This window comes from Streptomyces fungicidicus (genome assembly GCF_003665435.1).
GTDB classification, from domain to species: domain Bacteria; phylum Actinomycetota; class Actinomycetes; order Streptomycetales; family Streptomycetaceae; genus Streptomyces; species Streptomyces fungicidicus.
In genome coordinates, this window is sequence record NZ_CP023407.1 from 1,303,709 (window position 1) to 1,321,915 (window position 18,207).

The window sequence follows — 18,207 nt, forward strand, 5'->3', positions numbered from 1 at the left end:
ATCAATGTCGCCAGGTCATGGCACCGATGCTAGCCGGGCGGCGCCCCCCGCGCCCGCCCTTTACGCGGGTGACCCCGAAGAGAACCGCCGCAGCAGCGGGGACAGCACCAGCACCGACTTGGTCCGCTCCACGAACGGCTCACCCGCGATGCGTTCCAGTACCCGCTCGAAGTGGCGCATGTCGGAGGCGAAGACCTGCGCGACCGCGTCGGCCTCCCCGGTGACGGTGGAGGCGGCCACCACCTCCTGGTACCGCTCCAGGCCCCGCTGGATGGTCTCCGGGGAGGTGTTCCCGCGGCAGTAGATCTCCACGAACCCCTCGGTCTCCCAGCCGAGGGCGGCGGGGTCCACCCGTACGGTGAAGCCGGTGATGGCCCCGGTGGCCCGCAGCCGGTCCACGCGCCGTTTCACGGCGGGCGCGGACAGGCCGATCAGCTGGCCGATGTCCGCGTAGGAGCGGCGGGCGTCCTCGGCGAGGGCGTGCACGATGCGTTCGTCGAGATCGTTCAGCACTGCGGGTGGTTCACTTCGCTTCAGACGTGGCGGGGGCGGCGAGCCGGGAGCGGCGGTAGCCGTACAGGAAGTAGAACACGAGCCCGACGGCCATCCAGACACCGAAGACCACCCAGGTGACGGTGGACAGGCTGCCCATCATCCACACGCAGAAGGCGAAGCCCAGCGCGGGCAGCAGCGGCGACAGCGGCACCCGGAAGGTGCGCGGCATCTCCGGGCGGCTCCGGCGCAGCACCACCACGGCCACGTTGACCAGCGCGAAGGCGAACAGGGTGCCGATGCTGGTGGCGTCGGCGAGCTGGCCGAGCGGAACGGCGGCGGCGAGCACGCCGCAGAAGAGGGAGACGATCAGGGTGTTGGTGCGGGGCGTGCCGGTCTTCGGGCTGACCCGGCCGAACGCCTTCGGCACCAGCCCGTCCCGGGACATGGCGAACAGGATGCGGGTCTGGCCGTAGAGCACGGTCAGGACGACGCTGGCGATGGCGACGACGGCGCAGAACGCCAGCAGGGTGCCCCAGAAGCTCTGGCCGGTGACCTCGCGCATGATCTGCGCCAGCGAGGCCTCGGAGTCGGTGAAGTGCTGCCAGGGCTTGGCGCCCACGGCGACGGCGGCGACGAGGACGTACAGCGCGGTCACGATGACGAGGGAGAGCATGATCGCGCGCGGCAGGTCGCGCTGGGCGTTCTTCGCCTCCTCACCGGCGGTGGAGGCGGCGTCGAAGCCGATGTACGAGAAGAAGAGCGTCGCCCCGGCCGCGCTGACGCCGGCCATGCCGAGCGGCATGAAGTTCTCGTAGTTGCCGGAGCGGAAGCCCTGGACGCCGATGGCGCAGAACAGCACCAGCGCGGCGATCTTCACCACGACCATGATCGTGTTGGCGCGGGCGGACTCGCGGGCCCCGCCCATCAGGAACGCCATGGCGAGCAGGACGACGATCAGCGCGGGCAGGTTGAAGACGCCGCCGTCGCCGGGCGGGGCGGACAGCGCGGCGGGGAGGGTGACGCCGATGGTGCCGTCGAGGAGTTCGTTGAGGTACTCGCCCCAGCCGACGGCGACGGCGGCGACCGACACGCCGTACTCCAGCATCAGGCACCAGCCGCAGATCCAGGCGATCAGCTCACCCATCGTTGCGTACGCATACGAGTAGGAGGACCCGGAGACCGGGATGGTCCCCGCCAGCTCGGCGTAGGAGAGGGCGGAGAAGAGGGCCGTCAGGCCGGCGATGACGAAGGACAGCGTGACGGCGGGACCGGCCTTGGGAACGGCCTCGCCGAGGACGACGAAGATGCCGGTACCGAGGGTCGCACCGATGCTGATCATGGTGAGCTGCCACAGCCCGAGGGAGCGCCGCAGGGAGCCGCCGTCGCCCCGGCCACCCTCCGCGACCAGCAGTTCGACCGGCTTGCGGCGCATGAGGCGCGCGCCGACGCCCAGGGATGGCGGGGCGGCGGGCTGGCCGTTGTGCGGGGGTGCGCCTTGGTCGAGCACGCGCTGGCTCCTTCGTCACTGCCGGTCTTCCGCGGCAGGGACCCGGGGGCGTCCCGTGACAGCCGGGGCCCGTCGGGCGGGTCCCCGCCGCACTACGTACAGCGCGTAACCCTACGAGGTTCTTCGTTGCTACTGAAATGCAGCAACCTTGCGCACCGCCGCAAGATCATTGCGTTCCTCCCGGCGGGACGGGTGTTCGTTGCGCGGACGGTGTGGGCCGCCGCACATCTGGTCAGACCGCACACCGCGCACCCGCCGCACACCCGCCCCGCTCCGGAGGGCCGCCGTCAGCTCCAGCTGGCGTGCAGCGGCTTGCCCTCGGCGTAGCCGGCGGCGCTCTGGATGCCGACGACGGCCTTCTCGGCGAACTCCTCGAGCGATCCGGCGCCGGCGTAGGTGCAGGAGGAGCGGACGCCCGCGATGACCGAGTCGATCAGATCCTCCACTCCGGGCCGGGCCGGGTCGAGGAACATCCGGGAGGTGGAGATGCCCTCCTCGAACAGCGCCTTGCGGGCGCGGTCGTAGGGGGACTCCTCCGAGGTGCGGTTGCGCACGGCCCGCGCGGAGGCCATGCCGAAGGACTCCTTGTAGGGGCGGCCGCCCGCGTCGTGCTGGAGGTCGCCGGGGGACTCGTGGGTCCCGGCGAACCAGGAGCCGATCATCACGTTGGACGCGCCGGCGGCGAGCGCCATCGCCACGTCGCGCGGGTGCCGGACACCGCCGTCGGCCCACACGTGCTTGCCGTACTTCCGGGCCTCGGCCGCGCACTCCAGGACGGCGGAGAACTGCGGCCGGCCGACGCCGGTCATCATGCGGGTGGTGCACATGGCGCCGGGGCCCACACCGACCTTGACGATGTCCGCCCCGGCCTCGATCAGGTCGCGCACGCCCGCGGCGGCGACCACGTTGCCGGCGACGACCGGCACCTGCGGGTCGAGGTCGCGCACCAGCTTCAGCGCGCTGATCATCGACTCCTGGTGGCCGTGCGCGGTGTCGATGACGAGCGTGTCGACGCCGGCGTCCAGCAGCTGCCGGGCCTTGCCGGCGACGTCGCCGTTGATGCCGACGGCGGCGGCGATGCGCAGTCCGCCGTTCGCGTCGACGGCCGGCGTGTAGAGGGTGGCGCGCAGGGCGCCCTTGCGGGTCAGGATGCCGGCGAGCCGGCCCTCGCCGTCCACGGCGGGCGCGTAGCGCCGGTTGGCGCCGTCGAGGGTGTTGAAGGCCTCGCGCGGGTCCGTGCCGGCGTCGATGAGGATCAGGTCCCGGGACATGACCTCGGTGAGCTGGGTGAAGCGGTCCACGCCGGACAGGTCGGTGTCGGTGACCACGCCGACCGGCCGGTGGTCCGCGTCGACGACGACGCCCGCGTTGTGCGCGCGCTTGGGCAGCAGGGCGAGCGCGTCGGCGACGGTCTGGTGCGGGGCCAGCACGATCGGGGTGTCCAGGACGTGGTGCCGGCCCTTCACCCAGGAGACGACCTCGGTGACGACCTCGATCGGGATGTCCTGCGGGATGACCACGAGTCCGCCGCGCCGGGCCACCGTCTCGGCCATGCGGCGTCCGGCGATGGCGGTCATGTTGGCGACGACGAGCGGGATGGTGGTGCCCGTGCCGTCCGGGGAACTGAGGTCCACGTCCTGACGCGAACCGACCGCGGAGCGGCTCGGCACCATGAACACGTCGTCGTACGTCAGGTCGTACGCGGGCCGGATGTCGTTGAGGAAACGCACGTGCTGCACATCCCAGTCGATCAGAGGTGGCCCCCGGACAGGTCAGCCAGGGGGAAGAGCACGTGCTTCATTGTCCCATGTGGCCCGGAATGCCATCTCCGGGCGGATCATCCGAGCAGGTCGGAGCCCTGTCCGGAGGATCCTCCAAGGGCCAGGGCCACGGTCAGCAACGGCGTCCGGCCGGCCGCCTCGGCGAACACCTCCTGGGCGGTCGCCCACTCGGCGGGATGGGCCCGCGCGTACGCCCGCCAGCCGTCCACGACGATCAGCAGCCCCCGTTCCACGGCGCCCTCGGGCCAGACGGTGCGGTCGGAGAGCGAGTCCGCGAGGGCGTCCCAGTTGCGCCCGAACCAGTCGGGCAGCGCCAGCGCCCGGGCGCAGCGGTCCATCAGGCCCGCCTTGTCGGCGACCCCGTCGAGGTCCACCGCGACCACGAGCCGGTCCGTCAGGTCGTACGTCATCCCAGTACCCCCGTGGTCGTCGGCGCGGTGGGGGGTCCCACCGCCCCGTGGCGGAGCGCCGCACCGGGGAAGCCGGCCCCCGGAGGCGGGCCGGCGCGGGGGCGGGCCCGTCCCGGCGGCATGCCGCCGGTGCTGCCCGGACCCGCCCCCGCGTCACACCCGTCAGGGACCGTCCGGGTCCGCGCGGTTCAGGGCGGACCTCGGGGTGGGGCCCGCCGTCATCAGGTAGTCCGCGGCCGACGTGTCCGTCACCAGGCTGGTGACGAGGCCGGAACGCAGTACGGCGTCGATCGCGGGCCCCTTGCGCTGTCCGCCCGCGATCGCGACGACCTCGGGGACCCGGCGCAGCTGGTCGGTCTTGACCGTGATGCACCGCTCCCCCAGGTCCCGGCCGACCCGGCGTCCCTCGGCGTCGAAGAGGTGCGCGGACATCTCCGCGGCGACCCCGAGGGAGGCGTAGTGCGCCCGCTCCTCGTCGCTGAGCATGTCGTGCACCGTGGAGATGCCCGGCTCCCAGGAGCCGATGGAGACACAGGCGACGGTGACCTTGTCGAAGTACTCGAAGGCCCGCGCGATGCCGGTCTGGTGGCGCAGCGCCTGAGCGGTGGCCGCGTCGGGCAGCAGCATCGGCGCGTAGATGGGGTGGGCGTCGCCGCCCGACACCTGGGCCGCGCGCCGCACGGCCTCCACCGAGCCGCGCTCGGCGGTCCCGGCGTCGTACACGCCCGTCAGCTGCACGACCGTGCAGGGCGGCAGCCGGTCCAGGGCCGCCGCCATGTGGATGGTGGAGCGGCCCCAGGCCAGGCCCAGCACATCTCCTTCGTTGACCAGCTCGCCGAGCAGGTCGGCGGCCACCTCTCCCAGGTTCTCGGGGTCGGGTGTCTCCTCGGCCTCGGCCGGGGACTCGACCACGACGGCGTTCCTGAGGCCGTAGCGGGCGCGGAGCGCGTCGGAGCGCTCGGCGTCCAGTTCGGCCGGCACGCGGATCTCGATCCGCACGAGATCCCGTTCGAGGGCGGTCTCCAGGACCCGGGCCACCTTGAAGCGGCTGACGCCGAACTCCTCGGCGATCTGGATCTTGGACTTCCCCTCGAGGTAGAAGCGGCGGGCCATGGCCGCCGCCTGCACCAGCTCAGCGGGTCCCATCCGCATGGCTGACCGGCCCGCCGACATACCCGACACGGCGATCTCCTCACTGCTGTTCACACTCTGGATTCGCCGTTCATCCTTGCAGATCCGGCGCGGTCGATCAGCCCTGCCGGGCGCCGTTCACTTTCCTGAAGCTCAGTGGTCGCATGCCCAGGACGCCTTGGACGTGGCGGCCTCGGCCTGGTTGCGCAATGCACGTACCGCCTCGGCCGGGTCCGCCGCCCCGTACACCGCGGAACCCGCGACGAAGACGTCGGCGCCGGCGTCGGCGCACTGCTCGATGGTGGAGGCGGAGACCCCGCCGTCGACCTGGAGCCAGAGCTCCAGACCGTGCTTGCTGATCAACTCGCGGGTACGGCGGATCTTCGGGAGCATGATGTCCAGGAAGGCCTGGCCCCCGAAGCCCGGTTCGACCGTCATGATCAGCAGCATGTCGAGTTCGGGGAGCAGGTCCTCGTACGGCTCGACGGGGGTCGCCGGACGCAGCGCCATGGAGGCACGCGCGCCCTTGGCCCGGATCTCCCGGGCGAGCCGCACGGGCGCGGTGGCCGCCTCGACGTGGAAGGTGACCGAACCGGCCCCGGCCTCCACGAACTGGGGCGCCCACCGATCGGGGGCCTCGATCATCAGATGGCAGTCCAGCGGAGTGTCCGTCGCACGGGCGAGCGACTCCACGACCGGCACCCCGAGCGTGAGGTTCGGGACGAAGTGGTTGTCCATGACGTCGACATGGAGCCAGTCGGCGCCGGCCACCGCCTTTGCCTCGTCCGAGAGGCGGGCGAAGTCGGCGGACAGGATGCTGGGACTGATCTGCGGGGCCATGGCTCAAGCCTGCCATGCTCCACGGGGGTTGTGTGCACGGGTCCCGGGCGGGGACGGTGGCGCGTAGCCCGCGGGCGGGCCGTGGCCGGCCGCCTCCGGGCTGCGGAGCCGCACACGTCACCGCCCGGCGCCCCACGCCGGTGCGGCTGCGGAGGTGGTCATGACAGGTAGTCGTGGTGTCGCGCGGCTGGTGTGCGGGCGGCGTTCCAAGTGGCTGGTGCTCGGCCTGTGGGTGGTGGTGCTGTTCTTCATGGCGCCGTTCGCCCAGAAGCTGACCGGAGCGCAGGACAACGACGCGGCGTCGTGGCTGCCCGGATCCGCCGAGTCCACTCAGGTGCTGAAGATCTCCGAGGACTTCCGGCCCGAGCAGATTCCGGCCGTCGTGGTCTACGCGCGGGACAGCGGGCTGACGGCCGCCGACCGTGCGCGGATCGCCGAGGACGTGGCGGCGCTCGCACAGCTGAGCGACCACGGCATCAGGGGCGCCGAGACCCGCGGCCCCGTGTTCGACCGGGAGCCGGACCCGCGCGCCGCGCAGGTCCTCGTGCCCATCACGATGGACGAGCGGGGGTGGGAGCGGATCCGGCCCGCCGTCGACTCCATCCGGGGCGAGGTCGGCGGGAGCGGTGAAGGACTCGCCGTGCACATCACGGGCCCGGGGGGCACCTCGGCGGACTTCGCCAAGGCGTTCGAGGGCATCGACTCCACGCTGCTGCTGGCGGCCACGGGCGTCGTCGTGGTGATGCTGCTGATCACCTATCGCAGCCCCACCCTGCTGCTGGTGCCGCTGGTCTCGGTGATCTGCGCCCTGTTCACGGCGCAGGCCCTGATCTACTTCCTGGCCGAGTACGGCGGGCTGACCGTCAACGGTCAGAGTGCCGGGATCCTTACGGTGCTGGTCTTCGGCGCGGGCACCGACTACGCCCTGCTGCTGGTCGCCCGCTACCGGGAGGAGCTGCGCCGGCACCGGGACCGGCACGAGGCGATGGAGCTGGCCCTGCACCGGGCGGGCCCCGCGGTGTTCGCCTCCGGCGCGACGGTCGTGCTGAGCATGCTGGTGCTGCTGACCGCCGAGATGAACTCCACCCGGGGACTCGGCCCGGTCGCCGCGCTCGGGGTCGCGGTCGCCCTGCTGGCGATGCTGACGCTGTTCCCCGCCCTGCTGGTCGTCTTCGGCCGGTGGATCTTCTGGCCGGTGATCCCGCACCACGGCGACCCGGACCCGACCGAGCGGGGCGTGTGGGCGCGCACGGGCCGCCGGATCGCCCGCCGCCCCCGCATGGTCTGGGCGGTGACGGCGGCGGTGCTGGCGCTCTGCTCGCTGGGCCTGGTCCAGCTCCGCGCGGAGGGCATCGGCAACGCGGACGCCTTCACCGGGAAGCCGGACTCGATCACCGGGCAGCAGGTCTCCGCCCGGTACTTCCCGGCGGGCAGCGGCGATCCCCTCGTGGTCGTCACCAATGGGGCGCAGGCCGAGCAGGTGGGCCGCGCGGTCGCCGGCACCGCGGGGGTCGTGCCGGACTCCCTGGGCCTCCCGCCGGGCACCAGACCGTCCTTCGGGGGCAGGGTGCTCTTCGAGGCCACCATGACCGCCCCGGCGGACAGCGACGCGGCCAGGCAGACCGTGCAGCGGGTCCGGGACGCCGTGCACGCGGTGCCGGACGCCGACGCCAAGGTGGGCGGCGGCACGGCGGCGCTGCTGGACATGGACGCGGCGACCACCCACGACAACCTGCTGATCATCCCGCTGGTGCTGGTCGTGGTGCTGCTGATCCTCTGTGTGCTGCTGCGCGCCCTGATCGCCCCGCTGCTGCTGATCGCGACGGTGATCCTGTCGTTCGCGGCGTCGCTCGGCCTCAGCGCCCTGGCCTTCCGGCACGTGTTCGACTACGCGGGCGAGTCGACCGACTTCCCGCTGTTCGTCTTCGTCTTCCTGGTGGCGCTGGGCATCGACTACAACATCTTCCTGACCACCCGCATCCGGGAGGAGGCCGCCCGGAGGGGCACCCGCCCGGGCGTGGTTACCGGCCTGGCCGCCACGGGCGCCGTGATCACCTCGGCGGGCCTGGTCCTCGCGGGCACCTTCGCCGCCCTGGGCACGCTCCCCATGGTCGCCTTCGCCGAGATCGGCTTCGCGGTCGCCCTGGGCGTGCTCATCGACACCTTCGTCGTGCGCTCGGTGCTGGTCACGTCCCTGTTCCTGGACGTGGGCCCGAAGGTGTGGTGGCCGCACCGGGCGGCCCGCGAGGAGGGCGGCGGGGTGAGCGTGCCCGGGGCGGACGTCAGCCGGTCCGGCGGATGAGCGCCAGGTACATCGCGTCGGTCCCGTGCAGATGCGGCCACAGCTGGACGTCGGGGCCCTCGCCCAGGTCCGGTACGCCGGGCAGCAGCGGCCGGGCGTCGATCAGATCGGCGTCCGGGAACTGCTTGAGGAGGTCGGCCACCACGGCCCGGGTCTCCGCGAGGTGCGGCGAGCAGGTGGCGTAGCCGACGACACCGCCGGGCCGCACGGACTCCAGGGCGGTGCGCAGCAGTCCGCGCTGGAGCGGGGCGAAGCCGTCCAGGTCCTCCGGGCGGCGCCGCCAGCGCGCCTCGGGCCGCCGGCGCAGGGCGCCGAGTCCTGTGCACGGCACGTCGACCAGCACCCGGTCGAAGCTGCCGGGCCGCCACGGCGGGCGCGTCCCGTCGGCGGCGATCACCTGGTAGGGCCCCGGGTTGCCGTGCAGGGCCTTCGCCACAAGACCGGCCCGGTGCGGCTGCTTCTCGGAGGCGAGCAGCAGGGCGCCCCGCTCGGCGGCGAGCGCCCCGAGCAGCGCCGCCTTGCCGCCCGGTCCGGCGCATCCGTCCAGCCACATCCGGTCGCGGCCCTCGACGGGCGCGTTGGCGAGCGCCAGCGCGACGAGCTGGCTGCCCTCGTCCTGGACGCCGGCCCGGCCCTCCGCGACCGCCGTGATGGCGCCCGGCTCCCCGCCCTCGGTGAGCCGCACCGCGTACGGCGACCAGCGGCCGGGTTCGGCGGCCTCCTCGTCCAGCAGCTCGGCGGGAGTCGCCCGGCCGGGGCGGGCGACCAGGGTCACCTCGGGCCGGTCGTTGTCGGCCCGCAGCAGTTCCTCGATGCCGGCCCGGCCGCCGCCGAGGGAGTCCCACAGCGCGGAGACGACCCAGCGGGGGTGCGAGTGCACCACGGCGAGGTGGTCCTCGGGGTCCTGGTCGTAGGGCGGCGCCACCCGCTCCAGCCAGCCGTCGAGGTCGTCCTGGGCGATCTTGCGCAGCACGGCGTTGACGAACTTGGCGCGGCCGTCGCCGAGCACCACCCGGGCCAGCTCGACGGTGGCGGACACGGCGGCATGGGTGGGGATCCGCGTCCCGAGCAGCTGGTGCGCGCCGAGGCTCAGTACGTCCAGCACCGGCGGGTCCACCTCGCGCAGCGGCCGGTCGACGCAGGCGGCGACGACGGCGTCGTACGTCCCCTGGCGGCGCAGTGTGCCGTACACCAGCTCGGTCGCGAGCGCCGCGTCCCTGGCCTCGAAGTCGCCGTTCTCGCGCGCCTTGCGCAGCAGCGGGGGCAGGACGAGGTTGGCGTACGCGTCCCGCTCGTCGACGGCCCGCAGGGCCTCGAAGGCGAGGATGCGGACGGGATCCTTCTTGGGCCGGCGGTAGGGCTTGGCGGGCTTGCGGGGCCGACGGGGCTGGTCGCTCACGAAAAAGGTGCTCCGGATGTGGGGTGAAGTGCGCGGTCCAGCCTACGTCGTGCGGGCCGGGCGGCGTCAGCCCCCGACGCTCTCCCCGGCGGTGATCCGCGCCCCGCGCGCCCAGTCCGCCGCCCGCATCGGCTTCTTGCCCTGGGCCTGCACCCACAGCAGCTCGACGGCATACGAGCCGGTGCCCACGTACACGTTGTTCTTGCCGGCGGACAGCTGCCCGGGCGCGAGGTCGGTCAGGGACGGGACGGTGGCGGCCTGCACGATCTTGAGCCGCTCGCCGCGGAAGGTGGTCCAGGCACCGGGCGCGGGGGTGCAGCCGCGCACCACCCGGTCGACGCGCAGCGCCGGGGTGTTCCAGTCGACGTGGGCGTCCTCGACGGTGACCTTGGGGGCGAGGCTGATGCCGTCGGCGGGCTGCGGCACGGCCTTCAGGGTGCCGTCCTCGATGCCGTCCATGGTGGCGGCGAGCAGCCCGGAGCCGGCGAAGGCGAGCCGGGTCAGCAGGTCGCCGCTGGTGTCGGTGGGGCGGATCTCCTCGGTGACGGTGCCGTAGACGGGTCCGGAGTCGAGGCCCTCCTCGATGAGGAAGGTGGCGGCGCCGGTGATCTCGTCGCCGGCCATGATGGCGTGCTGCACCGGTGCGGCGCCGCGCCAGGCGGGCAGCAGCGAGAAGTGCAGGTTGACCCAGCCCCGGGCGGGGATGTCCAGGGCGGCCCGGGGCAGCAGGGCGCCGTAGGCGACGACGGGGCAGCAGTCCGGCGCGATCTCCGTGAGCCGCTTTAGGAAGTCGGGGTCCCGGGGCCTGGCGGGCTTCAGCACCTCGATGCCGGCCTCCTCGGCGCGCTCGGCGACGGGCGACGCGACGAGCCTGCGGCCGCGTCCGGCGGGCGCGTCGGGGCGCGTGACCACGGCGGCCACCTCGTGCCGCCCGGAGGCGAGAAGAGCGTCCAGTGCGGGAACGGCGACCTCGGGGGTACCGGCGAAGACGAGCCTCATGGGGTGCTGGGGGCCTCTCGGGCGGGTCGGACACGGGCAGCGCACCAGTCTATGGGGCACGCGTCACCGGGTCGCACGAAGGGACGGACGCCGGCCGCGGGGCTCCCGCACGGGATCGCCCACGCCGGGGGCGTACGCATATGCCCCCACGCCCCCACCCCGTGACCCGCGGAGCGCTCCCGCGTTGGTCAAGAAAGAGTTGACCGCGGGCCCCCGACACGGGCCCATCCCTTTCAACGCCGGTTCGAGAGGCTTGTTCATGGCCGACCACGCAACCCACGACGCCCAGGCTCGGGCCAGCCTGCACCTGCTGGTGCGGGACATCGAGCGGGTCCGCCGGCAGGTGGACGCGCTGCGCACGCTCACCGCCCAGCTGGGCAACGTCTACCGCCCGCGCCGCTCCGGACCGTCCACGGGATTCGTGGTCTACGGACGCGCCCCCGCCCCGACGGTACGTCTCGCCCAGGAGCTGCGGGACAGTGTCGAGACCCTGGTCACGGCGGCCGTGGACTTCGACCGCTCGCTGGGCTTCTCGTGGGACGCGGTGGGCTCCGCGCTCGGCGTGACCAAGCAGGCGGTCCACCGCCGCTACGGCGCCCGCCGTGCCGCCTCCCAGACCCCGGCGGCCGCCGAGACCACCGCGCCGGAGCCGGCGGGGACGCGCACGGTCAACGTGGGCGCCGGCGTCACCACGGTGCCGACCGTGCCCGCGGCCCGCTCCATGCCGACCCAGCCCACGTCCGGCAGCCCGTCCCTGCGCGACGACCCGCGCCCGACCGCCTTCCCCGCCCCGCGCAACGGCTGATCCCCCGCGGGCCCGCGCCCTCCCGGACGCACCGCCTCCGGGAGGGCGCGGCACGTCCGGCGGCGTCAGCCGATGTCCGGGGGGTCGACACGGACCCACACGGGGGTGTTCCCGCCGCGGGCCATCCGGGCGGCCTGGGCGGACTTCAGCGCGGCGGTCAGCGCCGCGCCGTTCCCGGGGGGCACGCGGATCAGCGCACGGTCCCACTGCTCGCCCGGAGGCGGGGCGCCGGGCCGCCGTGGACGGCCCGCCGGGGTGACCGGCAGGGGCACGGGGCCGAGGATCTCCGCCTGCGCGGGCAGCGCCACCGCGCTGAGGAAGCCCGCCACCGCCTCGCCCGGACCCGACACCGCCGCCATCCGCGACACCGGCGGGAACCCCAGTTCGCCACGCTCGGCCAGTTCCCGCACCGCGTGCCCGACGGGGTCCCAGCGCACCAGCGCCTGCACGGGGCGCAGCGTCGGCTCGGCGACCACGACCACCGTGCCGCCCGCCTGCTGGGGGCGGACCAGCGCCGCCGCGGCGATCCAGCGGCGCAACGCGTCCTCCCCGGCCCGCAGGTCCGGCCGGCTCAGCATGGCCCACCCGTCCAGCAGCAGCGCCGCCGCGTATCCGCCCTCGGCCTCGGGCTCCGCGCCCGGCGTGCTCACCACCAGGGCGGGCGTGCCCGGCACCGTGTCCAGCACGTGTTCGCGCCCCGAGGTGCGCACCGGCACCGCGGGGAATGCCCGGCCCAGCTCCTCGGCGGTCCGCCGCGCGCCCACCACCTGGGCCCGCAGCCGGAACCCGCCGCACTCCGGGCAGTGCCAGCCGGTCTCCCCGCGCCCGCACCACGCGCACCGCAGATCGTCGGTGCCCTGGGCCTGAAGCGGTCCGGAGCAGTGCCGGCAGCGTGCCGGTTCGCGGCACCGGGCGCACGCCATCCGCGGCACATAGCCCCGGCGGGGCACCTGTACGAGCACCGGCCCGTGCCGCAGGCCCTCCCTGGCGGCCTGCCAGGCGAGGCTCGGCAGCCGGGCGGCACGGGCGGCCTCGTCGCGTGCCAGGTCGCCGTCCCCGACGGTCCGCACCAGCGGGGCGGCGGCCCGGACCCGCTCCCGCCCGGCGACCAGCGGCCTGGCCCAGCCGGTCTCCACCAGCTGGGCGGCCTCCACGGTGCAGTCCCGGCTGCCCAGCAGGAAGCCGCACCCGTCCTGCGCCGCCCGCAGCAGCAGCACCTCGCGGGAGTGCGGCTGCGGGGCGTGCTGCTCGCTGTGGCTGTCGTCGCCGTCGTCCCACACGGCGACCAGTCCGAGGTCGCGCACCGGTGCGAACATCGCCGCCCGGGTGCCGATGACGGCCCGTACCGACCCGCGCCGCACGGCGAGCCACTGCGCGTACCGCTTCTCGGGGCCGGCGTCGGCGGTGAGCACGGCGTGCCGTCCCTCGCCCAGCAGCCCGGTGAGCGCGGCGTCCAGGCGCGCGACGGACCGTCCGTCGGGCAGGACGGCCAGCGCGCCCCGTCCGGAGGCCAGGGTCGCGGCGACGGCCCTGGCCAGTTCCCCGCTCCATTCCGGGCCGGGCAGCGCGTTCCACACGGCGCGGGGGGAGCCGCCGGAGGCCAGTGACGCGAGGAAGCCGGGCCCCTGTTCGTAGCGGTCCCAGGAGCCGGGGCCGGGCGCCGGAGGTGGCGGCAGCGGGGCGGGCGAGGGGCGCTGCTCGGCGCGTGCGTTGCGCGGCGGCACGGCCAGCTGGAGGACGTCGGCGAGGCTGCCCGCGTACCGGTCGGCGACCGCGCGGGCGAGCCCCAGCAGTTCCTCGTCGAGCACCCGCTCGGGCGAGACGACCTGGGCCAGCGCCGCCAGGGGGCCCGAGTAGTCGGACTCGGCGAGCCGCTCGACGAGGAATCCGTCGATCAGTCCGCCGCCCTCGCGCCTGCCCTCGCGCACCCGGTGCCGGCCGGCCCCGAAGCGCACCCGCACCCGCACGCCCGGCTGGGCGTCGGCGTCCAGGTCCTCGGGCACGGCGTAGTCGAAGTAGCGGTCGAGGTGGAGCACGCCCTTGTCGACGAGGACGCGGGCCACGGGCAGCTCCTCGGCGAGCGCGGCGCCGCGCCAGGTGCGCGGTTTGGCCCGGGGCGCCTTGGCCTTGCGCACGCTCTCCCGGATGAGCGCGAGCTGCTCGGGGGGCGCGCTCTCCGCGTCCCCGTCCGGCTGTCCGTTCTCGCTGCTCACGCTTGCATTCTTACCAAACACGACTGACAGCGACGCCGGCCCGAGGCCGGCCCGGGCGCGGATCGCGCACGCGCCGAGGCCCGGCGGCCCCTCGGGAGGGGCCGCCGGGCCTCGGGGAGACGCGGGGTGTCCGGGCTACAGGCCGGCCGCCTCGCGGAGGGCGTCCACGCGGTCGGTGCGCTCCCAGGTGAATTCCGGCAGCTCACGGCCGAAGTGGCCGTAGGCGGCGGTCTGGGCGTAGATCGGGCGCAGCAGGTCCAGGTCGCGGATGATCGCGGCCGGGCGGAGGTCGAAGACCTCGTCGATGGCGCGCTCGATCTTCTCGGCGTCGACCTTGGCGGTGCCGAAGGTCTCCACGAACAGACCGACCGGCTCGGCCTTGCCGATGGCGTACGCCACCTGGACCTCGCAGCGGGCGGCCAGGCCGGCCGCGACGACGTTCTTGGCGACCCAGCGCATCGCGTACGCCGCCGAGCGGTCCACCTTGGACGGGTCCTTGCCGGAGAAGGCGCCGCCGCCGTGGCGAGCCATGCCGCCGTACGTGTCGATGATGATCTTGCGGCCGGTGAGACCGGCGTCGCCCATCGGGCCGCCGACCTCGAAGCGGCCGGTCGGGTTCACCAGCAGCCGGTACTTCTCGGTGTCGAGCTTGATGCCCTCGTCCAGGAGCGCCTTCAGCTCCGGCTCCACGACGAACTCGCGGATGTCGGGGGCGAGCAGCGACTCCAGGTCGATGTCGGAGGCGTGCTGGGAGGAGACGACCACGGTGTCCAGACGGACCGCCTTGTCACCGTCGTACTCGATGGTGACCTGGGTCTTGCCGTCGGGACGCAGGTAGGGGATGGTGCCGTTCTTCCGCACGTCGGACAGGCGCTTGGACAGGCGGTGGGCGAGGAAGACGGGCAGCGGCATCAGCGTCGGCGTCTCGTCCGTCGCGTAGCCGAACATCAGGCCCTGGTCGCCTGCGCCCTGCCGGTCCAGCTCGTCGTCGTCGCCCTCGACGCGGGACTCGTACGCCGTGTCGACGCCCTGCGCGATGTCCGGGGACTGCGCGCCGATCGACACCGAGACGCCGCAGGAGGCGCCGTCGAAGCCCTTCTTCGAGGAGTCGTAGCCGATCTCCAGGATCTTGTTGCGCACCAGCGTCGCGATGTCCGCGTACGTCTTGGTGGTGACCTCGCCGGCCACGTGCACCAGGCCGGTGGTGATCAGGGTCTCGACGGCGACCCGGGAGGTCGGGTCCTCACGGAGCAGCGCGTCGAGAATGGTGTCGCTGATCTGGTCAGCGATCTTGTCGGGGTGACCCTCGGTCACGGACTCCGAGGTGAACAGACGACGGGACACAACGCTCCCTGGGGTTGCAGCGGCTGCTGGCTGATCATTGGCGGACGGCGGGGGCTGCACCCGACGCCGTCCGTGGAACAGTTTATCGGTCGCGCTTCGCCGCGGGGGCCCCTGTCTCGTCTCGCGAGAGCGCTGTGACCTGCGGCACGGGCATTCTGCCCATGCGGAGCGATGTTGGCCAGTGGCGCCACGCCCCGGGAAAGGAGGTTTCGGGACCGGCCGCCGCGTCCGGCGGTCAGCCCAGGCGCTCCGCCACCAGGTCCCAGACGGTGTCCGCCAGGGCCTCCTTCGGGCCGTGCGCGACGGGGGTCTCGCTGCCGTCCGCGCCCAGTACCACGGCCTCGTTCTCCTCTGAGCCGAAGGTCTTGCGCTCCCCCACCTCGTTGACCACCAGCAGGTCGCAGCCCTTGCGCTTCAGCTTGGCCCGGCCGTTGGCGAGCACGTCGTCGGTCTCCGCGGCGAAGCCGACGATCACCTGTCCGGCGCGCGCCCGGTCGCCGGAGATCTCGGCCAGGACGTCCGGATTCCGCACCAGGGCGACGGGCTCGGGCTCCTGGCCGTCCTTCTTCTTGATCTTCCCGGCCGCGTAGACGGCCGGGCGGAAGTCCGCGACGGCCGCGGCCATGACCACGGCGTCCGCGTCGGCGGCGGCGCGCAGCACCGCCTCACGCAGCTCCACGGCGGTTCCGACGGGGACGACGTCCACCCCCGCCGGGTCGGGCAGCGCGGCGTTGGCGGCGACCAGCGTGACGCGGGCGCCCCGGGCGGCGGCGGTGCGGGCGAGGGCGTAGCCCTGCTTGCCGGAGGAGCGGTTGCCGAGGAAGCGGACGGGGTCCAGGGGCTCGCGGGTGCCCCCGGCGCTGACCACGACGTGCCGGCCCCGGAGGTCGGGCCCGGCGGCGCCCCGGGCCAGCACCCGCCGGCAGACCTCGAAGATCTCGGCCGGGTCGGGCAGCCGGCCCTTGCCGGTGTCGACGCCGGTGAGCCGGCCGACGGCCGGCTCGACGACGACGGCGCCTCGGGCGCGCAGGGTCGCCACGTTGTCCTGGGTGGCCGGGTGCTCCCACATCTCGGTGTGCATGGCGGGGGCGAAGACCACCGGGCAGCGGGCGGTGAGCAGGGTGTTGGTGAGGAGGTCGTCGGCCAGGCCGTGGGCCGCCCTGGCCAGCATGTCGGCGGTGGCGGGGGCGACGACCACCAGGTCGGCGTGCTGCCCGATGCGGACGTGCGGCACCTCGTGCACGTCGTCCCAGACCTCGGTGGAGACCGGGTTGCCGGAGAGGGCGGACCAGGTGGCCGCGCCGACGAAGTGCAGTGCGGAGGCGGTGGGGACGACGCGGACGTCGTGCCCCGACTCCGTCAGCCGCCTGAGCAGCTCACAGGCCTTGTACGCGGCGATGCCACCGCTGACCCCCAGAACGACCTTCGGCTTGTCCACCGTCTCTCCCCGGACCTCGGAAAACTGCGACCACCCCCATGAGACACCACAGGCCCGGCAGACGTGCTGCCGGGCCTGTGGAAAAGTCAGCTGCAGTCAGCTGATACGACGTACCAACCGCTTACTGACCGGGGCCTTCGACGGCCTCGGAGGTCAGCAGTCCCGCGTTGATCTCGCGCAGGGCGATCGAGAGCGGCTTCTCGTGGACATGGGTGTCGACGAGGGGGCCGACGTACTCGAGCAGGCCCTCGCCGAGCTGCGAGTAGTACGCGTTGATCTGGCGGGCCCGCTTGGCCGCGTAGATCACGAGGCTGTACTTCGAGTCCGTGGCCTCGAGGAGCTCGTCGATCGGCGGGTTGATGATGCCCTCGGGCGCGGAGATGGAAGAGGACACGCTCTACCTTCCGATGGATGGGAAAGAATCAGTCGGCGAGACCGGTGAACGATTGCTCACGATCACACGACGTTCATCAAGGCTAGCAGCTCGCGGGCGACGTCCTCGACGGAGGTGTTGACCAGGGTGGTGTCGAACTCGGGCTCGGCCGCCAGTTCGACCCTGGCGGCGGTCAGCCGCCGCTCGATGACCTCGGGCGACTCGGTGCCCCGGCCCGTGAGCCTGCGCACGAGCTCCTCCCAGGAGGGAGGAGCCAGGAACACCAGCTGGGCCTCGGCCATGGACTCGCGGACCTGCCGCGCACCCTGGAGGTCGATCTCCAGCAGGACGGGCACACCCGCCTCCAGGTGCTCCAGCACCGCCCCGCGGGGGGTGCCGTAGCGGTTGCCGGCGAACTCGGCCCACTCCAGCAGCTCGCCGTTGGCGATCAGCTTGTCCATCTCCTCGTCGGTGACGAAGAAGTAGTGGACTCCGTGCTGCTCCCCGGGGCGCGGCTTGCGGGTCGTCGCCGACACCGAGAGCCAGACCTCGGGGTGTTCCTTGCGCATATGGGCGACGACCGTGCTCTTGCCGACCCCGGAGGGGCCGGAGAGCACGGTCAGCCGCGGACGTTCAGTCATGCAGCGATTATTCCAGCAATCCCGGGGTGCCCGGGACTCAGGAGCCGGTGCTGCCGAACTCGCGCTCCAGGGAGGCGATCTGGTTGGAACCGAGACCCCGCACGCGGCGGCTCTCGGAGATGCCCAGTCGCTCCATGATCTGCTTGGCGCGGACCTTGCCCACGCCCGGCAGGGACTCCAGCAGGGCGGAGACCTTCATCTTGCCGATGACGTCGTTCTCCTGGCCCTGCTTGATGACCTCGTGAAGAGAGGCGCCGGAGTGCTTGAGTCGATTCTTGACCTCGGCCCGCTCCCGGCGAGCCGCGGCGGCCTTTTCGAGCGCGGCTGCGCGCTGTTCAGGGGTAAGGGGCGGAAGAGCCACGCCTACGTCACCTCGGATGTCGATCTGTCGGATACGGACCGGTGAGGAACCTAGTCGCCCCACACCTGGGGAGCCACGAGCAACACGCTTGCCCGTTCACTCTCCGTCGGAGACTAGCGGCCAACTCCGCCGGAGTCAGCGAGAACAGCGGAAAAGTCCTGGTCAGCC

Annotated in this window: 16 protein-coding genes; 2 read left to right on the forward strand and 14 right to left on the reverse strand. The window is 73.3% G+C overall.

What is annotated here, in order from left to right; genetic code table 11:
* Window positions 1–60 precede the first annotated feature (60 nt).
* From CNQ36_RS05890 to rpe, 6 genes are all read right to left on the reverse strand, one after another.
* Window positions 61–513: an Lrp/AsnC family transcriptional regulator gene (locus CNQ36_RS05890; RefSeq protein ID WP_004934024.1), complete on the reverse strand. Its 453-nt coding sequence runs from the start codon at window positions 511–513 to the stop codon at window positions 61–63.
* A 10-nt stretch (window positions 514–523) separates the two neighbouring features.
* On the reverse strand, window positions 524–2,002 hold the full coding sequence (locus CNQ36_RS05895; RefSeq protein WP_121545218.1) for an amino acid permease: 1,479 nt from the start codon (window positions 2,000–2,002) through the stop codon (window positions 524–526).
* A 287-nt stretch (window positions 2,003–2,289) separates the two neighbouring features.
* A complete protein-coding gene (locus tag CNQ36_RS05900) occupies window positions 2,290–3,732 on the reverse strand; it encodes a GuaB1 family IMP dehydrogenase-related protein (RefSeq protein WP_040908846.1) in 1,443 nt (480 codons plus the stop codon).
* A gap of 107 nt (window positions 3,733–3,839) precedes the next feature.
* Window positions 3,840–4,193, reverse strand: a complete 354-nt coding sequence (locus CNQ36_RS05905; protein WP_121545219.1) for a barstar family protein — start codon at window positions 4,191–4,193, stop codon at window positions 3,840–3,842.
* A gap of 162 nt (window positions 4,194–4,355) precedes the next feature.
* Window positions 4,356–5,399, reverse strand: coding sequence for a sugar-binding transcriptional regulator (locus tag CNQ36_RS05910; RefSeq protein ID WP_004934012.1), 1,044 nt, complete (start codon window positions 5,397–5,399; stop codon window positions 4,356–4,358).
* A gap of 78 nt (window positions 5,400–5,477) precedes the next feature.
* Window positions 5,478–6,164 carry a ribulose-phosphate 3-epimerase gene (rpe, locus tag CNQ36_RS05915; RefSeq protein ID WP_121545220.1) on the reverse strand — a complete coding sequence of 229 codons (687 nt, stop codon included), beginning with the start codon at window positions 6,162–6,164 and terminating at the stop codon, window positions 5,478–5,480.
* A 160-nt stretch (window positions 6,165–6,324) separates the two neighbouring features.
* Between rpe and CNQ36_RS05920 the strand changes: the two genes are divergently transcribed.
* Window positions 6,325–8,466, forward strand: a complete 2,142-nt coding sequence (locus CNQ36_RS05920) for an MMPL family transporter (RefSeq protein WP_121545221.1) — start codon at window positions 6,325–6,327, stop codon at window positions 8,464–8,466.
* Here the strand turns inward: CNQ36_RS05920 and CNQ36_RS05925 are convergent.
* Window positions 8,447–9,865, reverse strand: coding sequence for an RsmB/NOP family class I SAM-dependent RNA methyltransferase (locus CNQ36_RS05925; RefSeq protein WP_121545222.1), 1,419 nt, complete (start codon window positions 9,863–9,865; stop codon window positions 8,447–8,449). The genes CNQ36_RS05920 and CNQ36_RS05925 overlap by 20 nt on opposite strands.
* Before the next feature lie 66 nt (window positions 9,866–9,931).
* Complete coding sequence (fmt, locus tag CNQ36_RS05930) at window positions 9,932–10,864, reverse strand: methionyl-tRNA formyltransferase (protein WP_121545223.1); 933 nt, start codon at window positions 10,862–10,864, stop codon at window positions 9,932–9,934.
* Window positions 10,865–11,123: 259 nt separating this feature from the next.
* Here fmt and CNQ36_RS05935 point away from each other — a divergent pair, with 259 nt between their 5' ends.
* Window positions 11,124–11,669: a hypothetical protein gene (locus CNQ36_RS05935; protein ID WP_121545224.1), complete on the forward strand. Its 546-nt coding sequence runs from the start codon at window positions 11,124–11,126 to the stop codon at window positions 11,667–11,669.
* Between the two features lie 65 nt (window positions 11,670–11,734).
* On the opposite strand, the gene CNQ36_RS05940 is transcribed toward CNQ36_RS05935, so the two are convergent.
* The 6 genes from CNQ36_RS05940 to CNQ36_RS05965 all read right to left on the reverse strand — a co-directional run bounded on the left by CNQ36_RS05940 (window position 11,735) and on the right by CNQ36_RS05965 (window position 18,039).
* Window positions 11,735–13,882, reverse strand: a complete 2,148-nt coding sequence (locus CNQ36_RS05940; RefSeq protein ID WP_121545225.1) for a primosomal protein N' — start codon at window positions 13,880–13,882, stop codon at window positions 11,735–11,737.
* Between the two features lie 135 nt (window positions 13,883–14,017).
* The gene (gene metK / locus CNQ36_RS05945; RefSeq protein ID WP_004933990.1) at window positions 14,018–15,226 is read right to left on the reverse strand and encodes a methionine adenosyltransferase; all 1,209 of its coding nucleotides are present in this window, start codon (window positions 15,224–15,226) and stop codon (window positions 14,018–14,020) included.
* A gap of 235 nt (window positions 15,227–15,461) precedes the next feature.
* A complete protein-coding gene (gene coaBC, locus CNQ36_RS05950) occupies window positions 15,462–16,664 on the reverse strand; it encodes a bifunctional phosphopantothenoylcysteine decarboxylase/phosphopantothenate--cysteine ligase CoaBC (protein ID WP_121545226.1) in 1,203 nt (400 codons plus the stop codon).
* 121 nt (window positions 16,665–16,785) lie between these two features.
* Window positions 16,786–17,058 (reverse strand): DNA-directed RNA polymerase subunit omega, encoded by a 273-nt coding sequence (rpoZ, locus tag CNQ36_RS05955; RefSeq protein WP_004933985.1) that lies wholly within the window; start codon window positions 17,056–17,058, stop codon window positions 16,786–16,788.
* Between the two features lie 62 nt (window positions 17,059–17,120).
* The gene (gene gmk, locus CNQ36_RS05960) at window positions 17,121–17,678 is read right to left on the reverse strand and encodes a guanylate kinase (protein WP_004933980.1); all 558 of its coding nucleotides are present in this window, start codon (window positions 17,676–17,678) and stop codon (window positions 17,121–17,123) included.
* Window positions 17,679–17,715: 37 nt separating this feature from the next.
* The gene (locus tag CNQ36_RS05965; RefSeq protein WP_003977346.1) at window positions 17,716–18,039 is read right to left on the reverse strand and encodes an integration host factor; all 324 of its coding nucleotides are present in this window, start codon (window positions 18,037–18,039) and stop codon (window positions 17,716–17,718) included.
* Window positions 18,040–18,207 lie beyond the last annotated feature (168 nt).

Bases quoted from the DNA above. Each gene is read 5' to 3' on its own strand.
- gmk (WP_004933980.1), bottom strand. From the start codon at position 17,678: ATGACTGAACGTCCGCGGCTGACCGTGCTCTCCGGCCCCTCCGGGGTC.
- CNQ36_RS05920 (WP_121545221.1), top strand. From the start codon at position 6,325: ATGACAGGTAGTCGTGGTGTCGCGCGGCTGGTGTGCGGGCGGCGTTCC.
- fmt (WP_121545223.1), bottom strand. From the start codon at position 10,864: ATGAGGCTCGTCTTCGCCGGTACCCCCGAGGTCGCCGTTCCCGCACTG.
- CNQ36_RS05905 (WP_121545219.1), bottom strand. From the start codon at position 4,193: ATGACGTACGACCTGACGGACCGGCTCGTGGTCGCGGTGGACCTCGAC.
- rpe (WP_121545220.1), bottom strand. From the start codon at position 6,164: ATGGCCCCGCAGATCAGTCCCAGCATCCTGTCCGCCGACTTCGCCCGC.
- CNQ36_RS05935 (WP_121545224.1), top strand. From the start codon at position 11,124: ATGGCCGACCACGCAACCCACGACGCCCAGGCTCGGGCCAGCCTGCAC.